The organism is Enterococcus canintestini, from assembly GCF_001885735.1.
Lineage (GTDB): Bacteria > Bacillota > Bacilli > Lactobacillales > Enterococcaceae > Enterococcus_C > Enterococcus_C canintestini.
Genome location: NZ_JXKG01000002.1, coordinates 266,827 through 285,065, shown reverse-complemented (window position 1 = coordinate 285,065; position 18,239 = coordinate 266,827). Strand labels below are relative to the sequence as shown.

Genomic DNA, 18,239 nt, shown 5'->3' with positions numbered 1-18,239 from the left:
TACTTTATTTTAATAACCGGCTTCTTCTAATAAACGTTTTAAAATACGAAAACGCTCGCCTAAAATTTCACCATCTTTTTGCCAAATATCATGGAAAAGTTTAATATCTTCATCAATCATCGGATTATTTGTATCCACTTCGACGGTCATGCGATTTCCTTGTACGCCAACAATATCGACAACAGGATTTTCAGGGTCGTAAAATTTAGGATACCGATACGCATCTTGAAAATAAATACTCGCTTGCGCCACTAAAATAGCTAAATCTAAAATACGGTTAATCGGTAGTTCTTCTGATTGACGAGACCATTTTTCGCCTGTATGGCGCCAAACCTTGCCTGAAATATCGACTTTACCGCGATCATTCCATTGCGCGAGCCCCAAAGAAAGTCCTTTTGCATCTGATTCAAAAGCTTGTTTGCCATCTGCATTATCATAGTTTTCTACTACTAGAACGGGTTTGTGTTTCAAATTTGTTGGAATTTCCACCGTACTCACTCCTCTTATCATTTTGAATAATTAATTTATTAGATAGTACTTTAGTAATATACTACTTTACTAAAGTATAAAAAAGGATGGATAAATTGCCAATCATTTTGACTTATTGCGCTAGTATGTGCTCACAAAGAAAAGCAAAAAAGGCATGACAAAATTTTTGTCATACCTTTTGTTTTTAACTAAGCAGTTTCAAAAAGTAACTTCTTTTAAGATAAGCCAAAGTTTCGCAAAAATTGAGTAGCAATTCTGTTAAAATCTCTGCCTGTTCTTGAAGCTGACTACTTCAGTTACAGCCTGTTTATCTATTAAAAATTAAGTTTAGATAGCAGCAATTGCAATTCCAATTGCTTTTTCTCCCAAGTGAGTTCCAATAACTGGTCCAAAATAACCAATTTCAATGTCTGCATCAGGATATTTAGCTGCTAATTTTTCTTTCTCCTCTTGCGCTACTGTCAAATTATTCGCATGGATGACATACAATTTAACAGGACGATTAATTTCAGAAGCCCGTTGCCCGATAACTTCTTCAGCGCGATTAAAAGCCTTTTTGCTAGAACGAATTTTTTCAAATAACTCGATTTTCCCATTATTAAAGGTCAAAATCGGTTTAATTTTTAACAAACCGCCAATTAATGCGGCACCATTAGTTAAGCGCCCGCCACGAACGAGGTTGTTTAAGTCATCGACAATTAAATACGCATACGTATTGTCACGAATAATATCTAAATGCTGGATGATTTCTGCTAATGTTTTGCCTGCATCGTTCATTTGAATCGCACTTTCTACCATGTGACCCATTGGCATACTCGTAATCTTAGAATCATACGGAATGACGGTTGCACCTTTTATTTCATCTTTAATCGTATTGAGCGTTGCTACAAATCCTGAGATTCCGCCAGATAAATGGATACTTAAAATTGTATCATAGCCTTTAGCGGCTAGATTTTCATAAAGTTCAATTACTTCACCCAAAGCCGGTTGAGAGGTTGTGGGAAATTCTTTACTACCATTTAGCATTTCATAATATTCATCGGCTTCAATATCGACGCCTTCATTATAGATTTTGCCATCAATGATGACTGGTACAGGAATAATATATAAGTCCGAATGATTTTTGATGGTTTCAGGTAGAAATGCAGAACTATCTGTTACAACTGCTAATTTCATTTATAATCCTCGTTTCAAGAAAATTTCACTACTTCTACAAATATAGCATAAACTAAGATTCAGGAAAATAGTTTATACTAGATTCACCTTAAAAGAAACTACTATTACTAAAATAGAAAAGGGGAAAGGATAGTTTTTCATCTATCCCTACCCTTTTATAATTATTTTGCTAAAAAATTATTGATTGCTTTTTGATTGGCTTCTTTATCTACGACTAACACACTTCCAGCTTCCGCTGTATTCCCATATTCCCAAGTATCTTTAGCTGGAACCGTCAGTCGGTCAATCCCACTTGCTCCTTTTAAGATGTGCAAGCTATTTTTGACTAAGAAACTCGTTTTAAGGTTTGTGCCAGTGTACCCTAAAACTTTTCCGGCAGCATAAGGTAATTTCGCAATTGCAAGTGGATTTTTCATTTGACTAAAAATGGCATCCATAACTTGTTGTTGTCTTCTTACGCGACCAAAATCGCCTTCTTCATCCATCCGAAAACGGGCATATTGTAATAAGTGTAAGCCATCCATATTTTGTTGGCCTTTTTTGATTGGTACTTCTAAGTTAGTACTCATGTCTTTTTCGGCGTTAATAGCAACTCCGCCAGGAAACAACGTATCAATTACTTTTTCAAAAGATTTAAAATCAACAACAGCATAATACTTACATTCTAAACCAAAGTTTTGTGAGATGGTTTGACGAACTAAATCTGCCCCACCATAAGCGTAAGCTGCGTTAATTTTATTTTGCCCAACCCCTGGAATATCAACCAATGTATCCCGCATAAAAGAAATTAGTTTTGGTTTTTTACTTGGTCCGTCTAATTGTAAAACCATAATGGTATCTGCGCGTGCGGTTTCACCTTTTCTACTATCACTTCCCAGTAACAAGATATTATTTGCACCATCTGCTGAAGTAAAACCGTTGAAGTTCTCTACTTCTTGTTTAGGAATCTCACTATCAGAAGCAGCGGACATTTTTCCTAGTGCAAAGGCAACGCCGCTATAAACGAGTAATAACAGGAGTAAGCCAATGATAAAGCGAAAAATAGGGTGTTTTTTCTTAGGCTTAATTTTCTTTTCTTTTTTTACTTGGCGCGGCTGTTCTTCATCTTTTTGAACACTTTTTGGCTTGTTTTTATTCCTTAAATTACGAGGATGACTATTTCGGGCTTTAAAACCTTTTGTTTTTATCTCAAAATTGCCTTGCGCTTTTTTACTACGCGCATTGTACTCTTCATTAGTAGTAGAAAAATCTTCTTGATTGCGTTTTTCTTCTTCGTATGCTGCTTTTTCTAACTCTTTATCAGTTAATTGCTTACGAGCAAATACACTTTCTTTTTTATTTGTTTCTTCATGTATTTTTTTATAGCGATCCATGCGACTCATGTGGCTACCTCCAAAAGTAAATCATTTCTCTACAAGTTTACCCTAACTTGAGTGCAAAAAAAGATGCTATGAAAAAATTTAAGCATTTCATAGCATTTCTTTCAATTTTGTTAGCTCGATAAAGTGACAGGATATGTCCCTAAGTGAATAACAGTCCCACCAAGTAATTTAATTTCTTCGATAGCATTGTCAATTAATTGTTGTGGTTGATCTAATAGGAGATCAATTACAAAGAAATATTCACCAAGACTAGTTTTTAAAGGCCGCGATTCAATTTTGCTTAAATTAATTTGACGCCAACCAAAAGCGGCCAACATTTGGTGAAGTGCCCCTGCTTTATTTGAAGGTAGTGTCAAAATTAAAGACATTTTTTCTGCCTTACCAAATGTAGTTGTCGGTTTTAGCCCTACAATCCAAAAGCGTGTTTGGTTAAAATCATTGTCTTGAATATTAGAGCTGATAATTTTTAAACCATAAGATACAGCAGCCTCAGCCGCGGCGATGGCCGCAATTTCTTGTGTCTGTTGCGTTGCGACATATTCACACGCTGCAGTAGTAGAAGTGGTAGGTACTAATTCAGCAGTGGGATAATGTGTTGCCAAAAACTTTTGCGACTGAGCTAGCGCTTGCGGATGAGAATAGATTTTTTTAAACGGCCCTTCACTAGTTGCTAGTAGTTGTTGTTTAATTGGTAAAATAACCTCGGCTAAAACCTGTAGTTGATGATTTTGCGACAATGTATCAATTGTTGCGTGAACCGATCCTTCTAGCGAGTTTTCAATTGGCACAATGGAATATGCAACTTCTCTTGTTAACACGGCATTTAGACAGGCTGGAATAGAGGCATACGCCACCAAATCGACTGCATCAAATTGTTTTTTGGCGGCTTGGTGAGAAAATGAACTCTTAGGTCCCAAATAACCAATTTTCATGCTTTTCCCAACCTTTCTATGATTTCTGTAGCAATTTCTTCAGGATCGCGTTGCGTTGTTTCAATAATTATTGCCGCACTCTCTTCATAATGTGGCAGACGCGAATTCAAGAGCGCGGTAATTTCTGCTGCGCTTTTTTGACTTGCCAGTGGACGAATATTTTTTGCATCGTTTTTGATACGGGCAATTAATGTTTTGGAGTCAGCCTTTAAATAGATGACATGAGGATGATCTTTTAAAAGGTTACGGTTTAATTCATTGACTACAATCCCACCGCCAGTTGCAATGATGGCATTAGCAGTAAAGTGATCTTTTAAAACAGTTGTTTCGACATGACGAAAAGCTGCTTCTCCTTTAGAAGCAAAAAAATCAGGTATCGGCATGCCAATTTCTTTTGTGATTAAATCATCTAAATCAATTAATGGTCGCTTCATTTTCTCCGCCAGTAGGCTACCAATTGTTGATTTTCCTGCACCCATAAAACCAATTAGTAAAATACTACTCATGGTGCTCACCTACTAGGATTTTTTTGATATCTTGGAAAAAATCTGGGTAAGAAATGTTAATGGCTTCTGGCTGTTGTAACATAGTGGTACCAGTGGCAATTAAAGCAGCGATTTGTAGCATCATCCCGATGCGATGATCGCCTCGACTTGAGACTTCAGCCCCTTTTAGTGGCGTTGGTCCATTAATGATGAGACCATCTTCTGTTGGCGTAATATCAGCCCCCATTTTCTTTAATTCTGCTGCGGTTGCATCAATGCGATTTGTTTCTTTTACTTTTAATTCTTCTGCGTCTTTAATAATTGTTTGACCACTAGCTTGCGTAGCTAATAACGCAATAATGGGCAACTCATCAATTAGGCGGGGAATAATCTCACCTTTTATGATAGTACTATGAAGTGCAGACGTTTCAATTTTTAAATCTGCTGCTTGATTGTTTGTATCAAGGTTTTCAATCGTTAAATTAGCCCCCATTTGTTTTAAAACATCAATGATACCTGTTCGCGTTGGATTCATCCCTACATTTTTAAGGTGTAGTTGACTATTCGGGGTAATGGCAGCAGCCACTAAAAAGAATGCCGCCGAAGAAATATCTCCTGGAACCACAACGTTTTGACCGACTAAGGTTTGTGGACCGGTGAGTGTAATCTTGCGACCATTTGTGGTAATTTCACCGCCAAATTGGCGAATCATTTCTTCAGTATGGTTACGAGAAATTTCTTTTTCGATAATCGTTGATGTACCTTTTGCTTGTAAAGCTGCAAAGATAATTGCCGATTTTACTTGAGCACTGGCTACAGGCATTTGATAATCAATGGCTAATAATTCTTTTGTACCTTGAATTGTGATGGGAGGAAATTCACTACTTGCTTTACCGGTAAGAGTCGCACCCATTTGCTGCAAAGGCGTCATTACCCGTTGCATTGGTCGCTTATTTAGGGAATCATCTCCAAATAGTGTTGTGGTAAAGTTTTGGCCGGCTAAAATTCCCATCATCAAACGAATCGTTGTCCCAGAATTACCAACATCAATGTCTGATTGACTTTTCTTTAAACCTGAAAACCCAACACCAGTTACTGTAATCGTCGTACCATCATCTGAAATTGGGACACCTAGTTTTTTAAATGCATTTAAGGTACTTAAACAATCTTGGGCGCGCAAGAAATTCTTGATGGTTGTTTGTCCCGTTGCTAGAGCACCAAACATTATGCTGCGGTGGGAAATTGATTTATCTGCCGGGACAGTGATACTGCCGGCTAATCCGTTTTGTGCTTGTAATAATTCCATAGTTGCCTCCTTTTATTTTAAGCGCGTAGGATAATTCGTATGTCTTAAAAGGCAGGCTTTGGCCCGCATTAAGTCATTTTCGTTACGAAAACTAATTTGCAAAATCCCATTAACATCTTCTCTTGTTTCCTGAATTTTCAGATTAATCAGATTGATCTGATGGTGCCCTAGAAGTCCTGTCACTTCTGCTATTACCCCGGGTTCATCTGGAACATCAACATAAAGATCATAAAAGGCTGGAATCGCGCCATTTTTGTGAACAGGTAGGCGGTCGCGATTATCTTTAGCTTGATCAAAAAAATGAAAAATTTCCTTTTGATCACTTTTTGTGACCCACTTTTTTACTTTCATAATTTCTTTTTGCCAATTGTCCAACTGCTGTAAAATAGCCGCTTGGTTACTTAATAAAATTTCAGTCCACATCTTCGGATCAGAAGAAGCAATGCGTGTAATATCCCGGAATCCACCGGCTGCTAATTGTTTGGCACGAGGATGCTCTTGATTAAAACAATCCCCTTGAGTTACAAGGGCGGCTGCAATTATATGCGGCAGGTGGCTAAGCATTGCTGTGATTTGATCATGTTCACTGGCTGTTAATTCGACAAACTTTGCTTTAGTTCCTGACAATAATTCTTGTAAAAGTACAACTTTATTTTGAGATTCCTTTTGATTAGTCATAATATAATAGGCATTTTCAAATAGATGGGCATCTGCTGCTTTTATCCCTGATTTATGCGATCCGGCCATCGGGTGCCCACCAATAAATGAAAAAGGCAGTGTTTTAGCAGTAGCCATAATTTGTTCTTTGGTACTTGCAACATCTGTGACAAGAACATCTTCTTTTAAGGGAAGCTTGGCAAGTTCTTCCAAATAGCTAATTGTTTTAAAAACTGGTACTGCTAAAATGATAATATCTGCATCCAGTGCACCTTGGGCAAAATTATTAGCCATTTTGGTAACAATGCCTTTTTTTACTGCAATTTCCCCGGTTGTTTCATGTAAATCAAAACCGCTAAGCTCAACTTTAGGATGTTTACTTTTGATTGCTAATGCTAAAGATGAGCCAATTAATCCTAAGCCGACAATAAAAACTTTTTGCTCCATCACAGACCTCCTAAAAGTTTTTAATATATTGGCGATAATTTGCCACTGCTTCTTTTAATTCTGCAAAAGAATCACTAGAAAATTTAGCTAAAATTTCTGTTGCTAAGACCGTTGCGACTACATTTTCTGCTACCACACTGGCCGCAGGAACAGCGGTGCTATCTGAGCGCTCTACACTAGCTTTATACGGTTCTTTGGTCTTTATGTCTACACTCATTAATGGTTTATATAAAGTCGGAATTGGTTTCATAACACCTTTTACGATGATTGTTTCGCCATTTGTCATGCCACCTTCAAAGCCACCCAAGTGATTGGTTTTACGGCGGTAGCCAGTAGCTTTTGACCAAATAATTTCATCCATTACTTTTGAGCCAGGTAAATTAGCAGCTTCAAAACCAACGCCAAACTCTACCCCTTTAAAAGCATTAATGCCAACGATTGCTTGGGCTAATTTTGCATCTAGCTTTGTATCCCATTGAACATAACTACCAAGTCCTGCTGGAACATTTCCCACTAAAACCTCTACAACGCCCCCGATAGTATCGCCATTTTTTTTCGTCTGATCAATTAGTTGTTTCATTTGCTCTTCAACATTTTGATCAACAACACGAACTTCAGATTTTTCTGAGCGCTCTTTTATTTCTGTTAGGCTAATTTCAGCCGGAATTTCTGCTTTTATTCCACCTAAAACAGTAACATGACCCGCAACCTCTATTTCAAGTTCTTTTAATAGTTTTTTAGCGATTGCACCAACTGCAACCCGCATAGTAGTTTCTCTGGCAGAGGAGCGCTCTAAGACATTGCGTAAATCCGCATGATGGTATTTCATTCCACCGACTAAATCAGCGTGTCCTGGTCTGGGGTGTGTTACTTGTCGCATTGTTTGTTCTTTTTTTGGAACCTCTTCACTAGCCATAACAGTTTGCCAGTTTTTCCAGTCGCGATTTTCGACAATCAATGTTATGGGTGACCCCAATGTTTTTCCATGCCGCACACCCGAGGTAATACGGACTTGATCTTTTTCAATTTTCATCCGACCACCGCGACCATAACCGGCTTGTCGTCTTGCTAATTCTAAGTTAATGTCTTCGGCTAAAAGCGGCATCCCCGCTGGCAAGCCTTCAATAATAGCTGTAAGTTCTGGCCCATGGGATTCTCCTGCTGTTAAATAACGCATTATAACGCCTCCTTCAAATAATCTTTCATTTCAACTAAAGGAACTTCTACAATTTTGGCTTGACCAATCTCAGCTAATAAAATTAGTTTTAAATTGTTACCTCGAGCTTTTTTATCGTGAGTAATCGCTTGATAGAGTGCTTTTTCATCCCAATCAGGTAATTCCGTTGGCAAATGAAATTTCATAATCATCTCTTTTAATTGCGCAGTACTACCAACCGGGGACAATCCTTTTGCTTCTGAGACACTGTTAATTTTTATCATTCCCAAAGCTACACCCTCACCATGGCTAATCACACCATACCCAGCTGTTTTTTCAATCGCATGCCCGATAGTATGGCCAAAGTTCAAAATTAAACGCATCCCATTATCAAATTCATCTTCTTCTACTACTTGGCGCTTTACTTCTAAGGCTGAGGTAATTATTGCTTCAGCGTGATCTAATAAGTCAGCTTCATCTTTTAAATGCGATAACGTCTGCCATAAATTCAAATCTGCAATCGCTGCTGATTTGATAATTTCGGCAATTCCTTCTCGCACCCGCCGCATTGCTAATGTTTTTAATACATTGGGATCAATCAAAACACCTGCTGGTTGACAGAAAGTACCGACTAAGTTCTTAGCTTTATCAGTATTAACACCTGTTTTGCCACCAATACTAGAATCTACTTGCGCAAGTAATGTTGTCGGAATTTGGACAAAATGAATTCCCCGCATATATGTTGAAGCCACAAAACCGGCTAAATCGCCAATTACGCCTCCACCTAATGCTAGAATACCATCACTGCGCGTAAACTCTGCTTCAGCTAGAAAATCGTATAATTCTGCGGCAGTTTGTAATGATTTACTCCTTTCGCCTGCTGGCACGACTGCTAAATGCGGCGTGTATCCAGCTGCGCTCAGTTGATTCATTACAGTTTGACTATAAAGTGGTGCTACATTTGTATCTGTAATAACCGCAACTTTTTGAGGCTTCCATAATAAATTGAGCCAGCTTCCCAATTTGGTTAAGGCGCCACGTTCAATTAAAATTTCGTAGGAATCTTCTTTTAAGTTAACTCGCATAAGTTAGCCCTCGATTTCTTTAATTTGTTTCATTGCAGCCGTTAAAATATCTACTTCTTGCATCATCTTTAAGTAATTTTCTTCATTTAACGATTGTTGTCCGTCAGACCAGGCATTTTTAGGATCTGGATGAATTTCGACAATCATTCCATCAGCACCAGCAGCAACACCTGCCCGCGCCATTGGAGTAACCAAATCCCAAACACCAGTTCCATGACTCGGGTCCACAATAATAGGAAAATGACTTAATTTTTTAATTAAAGGTACCGCTGATAAATCAAATGTGTTTCGCGTTGCTGTTTCATAAGTTCTGATTCCCCGCTCAATGAAAATAACAGGTGATTTATCCTGAACAGCAATGTATTCCGCTGCATTTAACCACTCATCAATAGTCCCGGCAATTCCTCGTTTTAAGCCAATTGGTTTACCTGTTTTACCAACTGATTGAAGTAATTTGTAATTTTGCATATTGCGGGCTCCAATTTGTAAAATATCACTGTATTCTGCCACCATTTCAATATGACCTTCATCCATTACTTCTGTGATCACTTTCAAATCAAATTCATCTGCTGCTTGCCGAATGTATTTTAATCCTTCTTCTTCTAATCCTTGGAAAGCGTAAGGGGAAGTACGTGGTTTAAATGCGCCTCCGCGCAAGATTTTAGCACCACCCGCTTTAGCAATTTTGGCACACTCTAAAATTTGTTCTAAGCCTTCAATAGAACACGGTCCTGCCATTGTCACAAAACTGCCGTCACCAATTTTAACCCCGTCTACATCCACAACAGTGTTACCAGGATGAAATTCTCGTGATGTCAACTTGTAAGTATTCGAAATTTTTAATGTCTTCTCTACGCCATCGTATGTGTTAAAAGGCACATCTTGGACGCCCCTAACATCACCTTTTAAGCCGATGACAATATGTTCTGTACCTTGATCAATATTGACATCTAATCCTTCTTTTTGAATGCGTTTAACGACTAATTCAACTTGCTCTTTAGTCGCACCTGGTTTCATAATTACAATCATTTTCATATTCTCCTTTTTAACTGTTAGCCACAAGTGGCTTAACGATTTCTAATGGCATTTTTTTACCTGTCCATAATTCAAAAGCATAAGCACCTTGATAGAGCAACATACCTAAACCATTGACAGTTTTTAATCCTTTTTCATTAGCAATTTGGATTAATTTCGTTTTTCGTGGATTATAAATTACATCATATACAGCTAAATCATTATGCAATGCACTGAAATCTTGAATTGGTGTTTGAGCTTCATTAGGTTTCATTCCGACATCTGTTGCATTTACTAATAATTTGCTATTTCTGAGCGCTTTATTGACAGCTTTAACATCCGCTAAATCTGTTAAAGATAATTTACACTGTGTCTTTTTTTCAATCTCATTAATTTTTTGCTGTTTCTGATAAAAAAATTTACCTTGCCGATTAAAGACGTTTATTTTTTTTACTCCGTCTAAAGCAGCTTGAACACAAATTGCAGTAGCCGCACCACCAGTACCAATGACAGTTATTTCTTCACCAATAATAGCTATCTTACTATCAACTAAACTTCGCATAAATCCACTACCGTCTGTATTGTGTCCAACTAAGCGACCATCTTTTTGCGGTAGAACAGTATTGACTGCACCAGTTAATGTTGCAGCTTCACTTAATTCATCTAGATAAGGTAGCACCGCTCTTTTATAAGGCATTGAAACATTTACCCCGATCATGTTAAGTGCGGTAATACTTTTCATCATCGCCGCTAATTGCTCTTTTTCTATCTCAAAAGCTAAATAGACCGCATCAATGTTATTTGCTTTAAAAGCAGCGTTATGCATTAACGGTGAAATACTATGTTTAGCAGGCTTGGCAATTAAACCTGCTAGACGGGTATAACCTGTAACTTCCATTTTACTCACCCCTCAAATATTAGCAGCCTATGGGTACAAAAAAAGTGTTCACCTAAGATACAACAATCTACAGTGAACACCTAATAGGAAAAATATTTTTTCCGCTGGGAATAAAAAGAGCCACTATAGATTCTTGATCTACGTGGCTGTAAAGTCATTACAAAATCCCTTAGCCATCATAGATACAAACGAGTTGGTTTGTATCCATGTTTTCATGAATACAAACTATCTAAAATAGCTAAAGTAATAATTATTCAGTTGTGGTCTGCTTTTTTCTAACATAAAAAAGTCCTCCGAACTGAGTAAGATGGTGTTAAGTATAGATTGTATTGATCAGACTGTCAATAAGTTTTTGTAAAAGCTGCAAATTATTTCATTTGTTTTCACAATTCTTCTTCAAAGAAGAGCAATAATTCAGCTAAAGTAAGTTTAGCTTTTTGCTGCTGATTTAAATCTTTAACAATCTCACCTTTTTTCAAAAGTAACAACCGATTACCGTATTTTAAGGCATCTTCCATTTGATGGGTGATCATCATACAAGTCAAATTATTTTCTTTTACTAAATCATTTGTTAACGCCATGATATTTTTAGAAGTCTTAGGATCTAAAGCAGCTGTGTGTTCATCTAATAATAAAAGTTCCGGTCTTTCAATCGTAGCCATTAAAAGACTTAGTGCTTGTCTTTGTCCGCCAGATAAGTGTCCTGTAGGGGTATCTAAATGCTCTTCTAGGCCGTTACCAACTTTTGCACACAAAATTTTAAAAGCTTCTTTTCGTTCATTTAATTTCCGGGGACGTAATTTTCTCTTTTGTCCTCTTCTTTCAGCTAAAAGCAAATTTTCAGCTACTGTCATTCGCGGAGCAGTCCCCATTTTGGGATCTTGAAAGACTCGTCCTAAGTATTTTGCTCTTTTTTCTTCACCAAAGTTGGTAACATTTTCGTCGTCTAAAAAAACTTGGCCGCTACTAAGTGAGAGAGTGCCAGTTACGGTGTTAAACAGTGTACTTTTCCCCGCACCATTGCCGCCTACAATTGTAACAAAATCGCCAGGATTCAAAGTCAAATTGACATTATTTAGGATTACGCGTTCATCATTTACGCCATTTTTAATTTTTTTTACTGCTTTTTTTATTGTTAAGACACTCACCGGCTAGGCCTCCTTTTCCAACCCTGTTTTTAAATTTAGTTTTTCTTTTAACGTTGGAATCATTAAACAAATGGCTAAAATGGCAGAGGAGAAAATTTTCAGGTAAGTAGTATCAAAGCCCAAGTAAATAATTAATGTAATAATAGCTTGGTAAAGAATACTACCTACAACAACAGCCACCAAACGTTCTAAAAAGGCTAACTCGCCAAATAAAACTTCACCAATAATAATGGATGCCAGTCCAATAACAATTACACCAGTTCCCTTTGAAACATCAGCGTAGCCGTCATTTTGAGAAATTAAGGCACCAGAAAGTGCGATCACACCATTTGAAACAGTTAAGCCTAAGATTTTCATGCGGTCGGTTTTAATTCCTAAAGAGCGGGCCATCACTTCGTTATCACCAGTTGCAATATAAGCCTGTCCTAAGTCTGTATTGATGAAAAAGAGCACGAAAAGTATTGTAAGAATTACAGCGATTAAGCCGAGAATAACGATATCAAAATAATTTGGTAAGTTTAAATTGGTGAAAACAGTCTGAATGCGCGGAAAATTACGCAAGCCTTTATTGGGGCTTTTCATAACAAATAAAATCACAGAGTTAAGACCTGACATCACCAAGATACCGGCTAAAATCACGGGAATTTTGCCTTTTGTAAATAAAATCCCCGTTACAAAACCAGCCGCCATTCCGGCTAAAATTCCTAATAATGTCGCCAACAAGGGCGAAACACCACTGGTGATTGCTGTTACACAAACAGCTCCGCCTAAAGGAAAAGTTCCTTCTGTAGTCATATCAGGAAAATTTAAAATGCGATAAGTTAAATAAATACCAATTCCCAATAAAGACCATAGTAACCCCTGTCCGATAGTTGAAATGACCATTTTATTCCGTATCTCCTTTAACTGTCTTGACTAATTTGGCACTATCTTTTAAATCAGCTGGTAAAGTTAGGCCAAATCTCGCTAGCTGTTCTTCATTTACAATCGTATCGCCATTAGTAAATGTATAAACCGGTGTATCAGCGGGTTTTGATTTGCCAGCTAAAATCGCAGCGACCATCTCACCAGTTTTAACCCCTAACTCTTTTTGGTTAATACCAATAGTTGCTAAACCACCTTGTTCCACCATAGTATCAACAGAAGGAAAAACTGGTACATTGTTTTTGTCTGCTTCTTGACTGACTGTTTCCATTGCGTTAGCGACGGTATTGTCATTTGGAATAAAGATAAAATCAACTGATTGTGATAAAACTTGTACCGCTTGTGCTACTTCGTTGGTTGAAGAAACTGCTTTTCTTTCTACAGCTAAACCAAGTTTTTTTGCAGCCGCTTCTGCTTGATTTGTTTGAAATTTAGAATTCATTTCAGATGAAGAATATAAAAGACCCACTTTTTTAGCTTCAGGTAATAATTTATGCGCTAATTCAATAATCGAAGCAACAGGTGGTTGATCTGAAACACCAGTAATATTACCTCCAGGTTGTTCATTACTGGCCACAAGTCCCGCCCCTTCTGGATCAGTGACTGCACCTAATACAATTGGAATACTAGTCGTAGCATTTGCTAATGCTTGGGCGGCAGGTGTAGCAATCCCAACTAAAACATCTGCATTGTCATTAATTAATTGTTTGCTCATTGTATCTAGTTTACTTTGATCAGCTTGACCATTTTGAAAATTAATTTTCAAATTTTTTCCTTCTTCATAGCCCGCCTCTTTTAGCCCTTCTTTGACACCGGCATAGATTTGATCTAAAGCAGGATGACTAACAAATTGCAAAACACCAACAGTATGGATCTTCTCTTTTACAGCCGGGATATCGTTATTAGCATCATCTTTTGCCCCTGTTAAAAGTTGAAAGCCTAAAAACCCTACTAAAACTACTGCTAATGCGATAACTGTGTATACTAACCCTTTATTTTTCATTATTATTTCCTCCTAAATATATTTAATGTTTTTTGAGATGAAAAAAAGCAATTTCCTCTACCTTAAGGAAATTGCTTTTAAACAAAATCCGCATAGAGGTTGTCTCTATGCGGAATCATCTCACTATTACCAGCATAGATACAAGTTTTAGAGTTCACTAAAAAGTTGTATCTATGGAAAAATCCATCAATACAACTATCTACGCCAAAATTGCCATGCAAATGCAGTTTCTCTTTGTGTAGTAAATAGTTTCATGATGGCTCACCTCGTTTTGTTTTTGTCGTAATTAAGCATACCGTAGAAAATTTAAAGCGTCAAGCAACATTTAAATATTTCAGAAAATTCGTTCAACTCACTCGTCCAAATCTTTAATGTTCCACATTGGCAAGCGGTTCAATTCTGGAATGAATTCTTCAGTGTAATTTGATAATTCTTCCACTTCAAAACGATTTTTTTCTATCCCTTTTTCAAAAAAAATGAAGGTCACTTTACTAGGATCAATTTGGTATTTTTGCGCTACATTCTCTGTATTATAGACTAAAGGGTAATAATAAAACTGACGATTTATCTCTTGTGCTTCTTTACCGGAAAATGTACGCATTATCTTTTCGTATTCTGCTCCATAAGGCGGAGAAAACATAACTGAAATCGCTTTTGAATCTTTGATTTCTTGTTCTTCATTGCCATAATCCAACATTTCAATTTTTTTACTTTGAATCGTAGGAAGTAAAAGTTCCGTATACTCAGCTTGACGAATATGGGCCACTGCCACTATCATCGAAGCCGAAAAAAGAGTGACCCCTAATAAGAGTCCTAAAACAGTCAAAAGTGCTTTGCGCTTATTTGCCTCTGCCCAATTGGCAAAATCGTGCCATATTTGTAAAAAACCAGCCTTTACACTGGCAAAAAAGGATTGAATTATCTTCATTGGTTTGCTCCTAAAAAATTAATAATAAAAATAACACTGCCGCTGTAAAATAGTGATACTAATTTTTTCTTGCTGTCTTTATAGTAGCAATCATTGTTTATTATCGTCAAGATAGTTGGCAATTCTTTAAATATTCGCTATCATAATAGTGATAGTACTTTAATGAATATAAGGAGGCGTCAAATGGAGAACTTGGGACATATGATTATGAATATCGCCACGCCTTTTTTTGATGTTATTATTGTTTTTCTTAACTTCTTGTCAATTATCGTCTTGGTTTGGGGTGTTGCCATTGCCGGTTATGACTTTATCCGCGCTGAATGTTCACATGCCAATCACGTCGAAGCTGCCCGTCATAATAACTTTATTCGTAATTTTTTAGGTAGTTATGTTTTACTCAGTCTAGAAATTTTAATTGCTGCTGACATTATTGAATCTATTGTTAATCCGACTCCCGCTGATATTTTGCGTTTAGCAGCAGTTGTTATCATTCGCACAGTTATTTCTTATTTCTTACATCGTGAAATTCAAGACGCATTAGATAACGAGGAAACGATGGAAAAAATAAATGCTAAAAACAAATAATTTTTGTTAGTACATTTACCAACTTAGCCAGATTCTGTTAAGTAAGAATCTGGCTTTTATCTGCTATAATAATATTACTCTTGCAAGAAAGAAGGTTACATCATGTCTTTTGATGGTGTTTTTACCCATTTAGTTACAAAGGAATTATCCGAAACATTGATAGGTGGTCGTATTTCAAAAATCCACCAACCTTATCAAAACGAAATTATTTTAGTAATTCGTTCAAAAGGAACCAATCATAAATTATTACTTTCTGCTCACCCCAGTTATGCAAGAATTCAATTAACTGAAATTGCATATCAAAATCCTGAAACCCCACCAAATTTTGTGATGATGTTACGCAAGTATTTGGATGGTGCGATTTTAACGGGAATAAAACAATTAGAAAACGATCGGGTTGTCCATTTTACGTTTAATAAACGAGACGAATTGGGTGATTTGCAAAACATTGTTTTAGTCGTTGAGTTAATGGGCCGTCACAGTACAATTTTATTATTAAATGAAGCCAACGGAAAAATTTTAGATGCCATTAAACATATTGGCAGTAGTCAAAATACGTATCGTTCCATTTTACCAGGTGCCATTTACATCGCCCCGCCTAAACAAGATTTATTAAATCCTTTTAGCGTAAACGATGTGGCTCTTTTTGATGCCCTATCCCAACTACCACAGCTAAATGGCAAAGCATTGCAACAAAAATTTCAAGGATTAGGTGCTGATACTGCCCAAGAGCTCGCTTTTCGCTTAAAGAAAAATCCAAATGAAAAAGTTGCGACTTGGCGTAATTTTTTTAAAGAGTTAGAGCGTATAAAACCTACTTTAACGGTTACAGAAACAAAAGAATTTTTTACTCCAATTGTTTTTAACTATTTAATAAAAGATGCCATCAGCCAGACTAATTATCCCAATTTAAATGAACTATTAGATGCTTTTTACGGAGATAAAGCTGAACGTGATCGCGTCAAACAACAAGGTGGCCAATTATTAAAAAAAGTAGAAAACGAACTCACCCGTAACCAAACGAAGTTAAAAAAGCGGTTGAAAACACTTAAAGACTCTGAAAACGCAGAAGAGTATCGCCAAAAAGGGGAACTTTTAACCACCTTCTTACACGAAGTACCAAAAGGGGCTAATCAAGTTGTTTTACCTAATTACTACGAGGAAGATCGCCCCCTTGAAATTAAACTAAATCCTGCTCTTTCGCCTAATCAAAACGCGCAAAAATACTTTCATCGTTATCAAAAATTAAAAAATGCCGTTAAGTTAATTTATCAACAAATTGATGAAGCCAAAGCAGAAATTGCTTACTTGGAATCTGTCTTGGCTCAAATTGAGATTGCCGGACCAATGGATTTGGATTTAATCAAAGAAGAATTGGTAGCACAAGGCTATTTGAAAAAAACGACGAAACGTAAGAAAGCTCAGTCAAAATCACAACCCGATCAGTATCTTACCGACGATGGAACGATTATTTTAGTTGGTAAAAACAACCTACAAAATGATCAATTGACTTTAAAAACAGCTCGTAAAACTGACTATTGGTTACACACCAAAAATATTCCCGGGTCTCACGTTATTATTAAAAGTAGCGATCCTAGTGAAGAAACTATTCTAGCAGCAGCTGAACTTGCAGCTTATTTTTCGAAATATCGCCATTCCGCTCAAGTACCGGTAGATTTGGTTCAAGTAAAATATATAAAAAAACCAAATGGTGCTAAGCCGGGCTATGTTATTTACGAAAATCAAAAAACGTATTATGTTACCCCAGAAGAAGACATTGTCACCCGTTTACAAAAACAATAATAAAAGACCATAATCAGTTTTAAATCGCTGATTATGGTCTTTTATTTTCTTTTAGGTGTCATAGGATTGTATTATTCAGTGAGCATAATATTGTTCCTTAAACTTTAAAAAGTTTATTCACAAAAATAGATGGGTCTGCCCTTTTTTTCCTGTAACGGTCGATTATTTCCCTTTAAAATTTCCTCTTGAAACTGCGATAAAAATGCGCGAGAAATTTGATGGCGTGCTTTAAAAACAAACCAGTTAATCGGTCCTTTTGTAGGCGGTGTTGTGAGAGAACCCACGTAATGAAAATAACTTTTTTCTGTAGGTAAAAATAAATTAGGATTAAAAACTTCAATATGCTCTTTTAAATCCCAACGTTGTGCTTGTTTTAAAGGACCATCGGGTAAAACACCTGGTAGAATATCACACAAAACCCCCACTACTAAATTGGTGCCATCTTTTTTCATATGGACCAAATGAATTTCTAAAGGAGCTTGCTGGTTGTCTAAAATATGCTCACTAGGTAGATGATAGTGAATATCGGTTAAACCGTATTTTTCTCCTTCAAATAAGACATAACTCTGACAATCAAACGGAACAAAATGAATTGTATTTTTAAATTCTTTTTCGGTAAATTTTTCTACCTGATAAGAAAAAGTGAGACGGTGTTTTTTTGTGCCCGCTAATGTTTCTCCACTAGTGATGGCAATTGGTGATTGATAGGCAAATTGTGCCCCTTCAGCATACCAGTCACAAAGTGTGTGCCAATACTCTGGTCCGTTAGTGCCGCTATAACTCCAGGGAACATCTAAGTTTCGTTTCATCTGCTGACCTCG

The 18,239-nt window shown here is 36.9% G+C and carries 18 protein-coding genes; 2 read left to right on the top strand and 16 right to left on the bottom strand.

Features of this window, described 5'->3' with window-relative positions; genetic code table 11:
• Nucleotides 1-9 precede the first annotated feature (9 nt).
• The 15 genes from RU96_RS02780 to RU96_RS02710 all read right to left on the bottom strand — a co-directional run bounded on the left by RU96_RS02780 (nucleotide 10) and on the right by RU96_RS02710 (nucleotide 15,030).
• Complete coding sequence (locus RU96_RS02780) at nucleotides 10-489, bottom strand: DUF6530 family protein (protein ID WP_071864025.1); 480 nt, start codon at nucleotides 487-489, stop codon at nucleotides 10-12.
• A gap of 327 nt (nucleotides 490-816) precedes the next feature.
• Nucleotides 817-1,665 (bottom strand): DegV family protein, encoded by an 849-nt coding sequence (locus RU96_RS02775; protein ID WP_071864024.1) that lies wholly within the window; start codon nucleotides 1,663-1,665, stop codon nucleotides 817-819.
• A gap of 161 nt (nucleotides 1,666-1,826) precedes the next feature.
• Entirely contained in the window at nucleotides 1,827-3,047 is a 1,221-nt protein-coding gene (locus RU96_RS02770; RefSeq protein WP_071864023.1) for an LCP family protein, read from the bottom strand.
• A gap of 110 nt (nucleotides 3,048-3,157) precedes the next feature.
• On the bottom strand, nucleotides 3,158-3,979 hold the full coding sequence (gene pheA, locus RU96_RS02765) for a prephenate dehydratase (RefSeq protein ID WP_071864022.1): 822 nt from the start codon (nucleotides 3,977-3,979) through the stop codon (nucleotides 3,158-3,160).
• Entirely contained in the window at nucleotides 3,976-4,485 is a 510-nt protein-coding gene (locus RU96_RS02760) for a shikimate kinase (protein ID WP_071864021.1), read from the bottom strand. The genes pheA and RU96_RS02760 overlap by 4 nt, the downstream gene beginning before the upstream one ends.
• Nucleotides 4,478-5,770 carry a 3-phosphoshikimate 1-carboxyvinyltransferase gene (gene aroA, locus RU96_RS02755; protein WP_071864020.1) on the bottom strand — a complete coding sequence of 431 codons (1,293 nt, stop codon included), beginning with the start codon at nucleotides 5,768-5,770 and terminating at the stop codon, nucleotides 4,478-4,480. The genes RU96_RS02760 and aroA overlap by 8 nt, the downstream gene beginning before the upstream one ends.
• A 12-nt stretch (nucleotides 5,771-5,782) precedes the next feature.
• Nucleotides 5,783-6,874 carry a prephenate dehydrogenase gene (locus tag RU96_RS02750; protein WP_071864019.1) on the bottom strand — a complete coding sequence of 364 codons (1,092 nt, stop codon included), beginning with the start codon at nucleotides 6,872-6,874 and terminating at the stop codon, nucleotides 5,783-5,785.
• A 10-nt stretch (nucleotides 6,875-6,884) separates the two neighbouring features.
• Nucleotides 6,885-8,051 carry a chorismate synthase gene (gene aroC / locus RU96_RS02745; RefSeq protein ID WP_071864018.1) on the bottom strand — a complete coding sequence of 389 codons (1,167 nt, stop codon included), beginning with the start codon at nucleotides 8,049-8,051 and terminating at the stop codon, nucleotides 6,885-6,887.
• Nucleotides 8,051-9,115, bottom strand: a complete 1,065-nt coding sequence (aroB, locus tag RU96_RS02740) for a 3-dehydroquinate synthase (protein ID WP_071864017.1) — start codon at nucleotides 9,113-9,115, stop codon at nucleotides 8,051-8,053. The genes aroC and aroB overlap by 1 nt, the downstream gene beginning before the upstream one ends.
• Before the next feature lie 3 nt (nucleotides 9,116-9,118).
• Nucleotides 9,119-10,144, bottom strand: a complete 1,026-nt coding sequence (gene aroF, locus RU96_RS02735) for a 3-deoxy-7-phosphoheptulonate synthase (RefSeq protein WP_071864016.1) — start codon at nucleotides 10,142-10,144, stop codon at nucleotides 9,119-9,121.
• 16 nt (nucleotides 10,145-10,160) lie between these two features.
• A complete protein-coding gene (locus tag RU96_RS02730) occupies nucleotides 10,161-11,027 on the bottom strand; it encodes a shikimate dehydrogenase (RefSeq protein ID WP_071864015.1) in 867 nt (288 codons plus the stop codon).
• Between the two features lie 383 nt (nucleotides 11,028-11,410).
• Nucleotides 11,411-12,175, bottom strand: a complete 765-nt coding sequence (locus tag RU96_RS02725; RefSeq protein WP_071864014.1) for an ABC transporter ATP-binding protein — start codon at nucleotides 12,173-12,175, stop codon at nucleotides 11,411-11,413.
• 3 nt (nucleotides 12,176-12,178) lie between these two features.
• Nucleotides 12,179-13,060, bottom strand: coding sequence for an ABC transporter permease (locus tag RU96_RS02720; protein WP_071864013.1), 882 nt, complete (start codon nucleotides 13,058-13,060; stop codon nucleotides 12,179-12,181).
• Nucleotide 13,061: 1 nt separating this feature from the next.
• On the bottom strand, nucleotides 13,062-14,102 hold the full coding sequence (trpX, locus tag RU96_RS02715; RefSeq protein ID WP_071864012.1) for a tryptophan ABC transporter substrate-binding protein: 1,041 nt from the start codon (nucleotides 14,100-14,102) through the stop codon (nucleotides 13,062-13,064).
• A gap of 352 nt (nucleotides 14,103-14,454) precedes the next feature.
• Nucleotides 14,455-15,030: a hypothetical protein gene (locus RU96_RS02710; protein WP_071864011.1), complete on the bottom strand. Its 576-nt coding sequence runs from the start codon at nucleotides 15,028-15,030 to the stop codon at nucleotides 14,455-14,457.
• Between the two features lie 183 nt (nucleotides 15,031-15,213).
• Between RU96_RS02710 and RU96_RS02705 the strand changes: the two genes are divergently transcribed.
• Nucleotides 15,214-15,615 (top strand): DUF1622 domain-containing protein, encoded by a 402-nt coding sequence (locus tag RU96_RS02705; protein WP_071864010.1) that lies wholly within the window; start codon nucleotides 15,214-15,216, stop codon nucleotides 15,613-15,615.
• A 102-nt stretch (nucleotides 15,616-15,717) separates the two neighbouring features.
• Nucleotides 15,718-17,418 (top strand): fibronectin-binding protein EfbA, encoded by a 1,701-nt coding sequence (gene efbA, locus RU96_RS02700; RefSeq protein WP_071864009.1) that lies wholly within the window; start codon nucleotides 15,718-15,720, stop codon nucleotides 17,416-17,418.
• A 113-nt stretch (nucleotides 17,419-17,531) separates the two neighbouring features.
• On the opposite strand, the gene RU96_RS02695 is transcribed toward efbA, so the two are convergent.
• Nucleotides 17,532-18,227 (bottom strand): carbonic anhydrase family protein, encoded by a 696-nt coding sequence (locus tag RU96_RS02695; protein ID WP_071864008.1) that lies wholly within the window; start codon nucleotides 18,225-18,227, stop codon nucleotides 17,532-17,534.
• Nucleotides 18,228-18,239 lie beyond the last annotated feature (12 nt).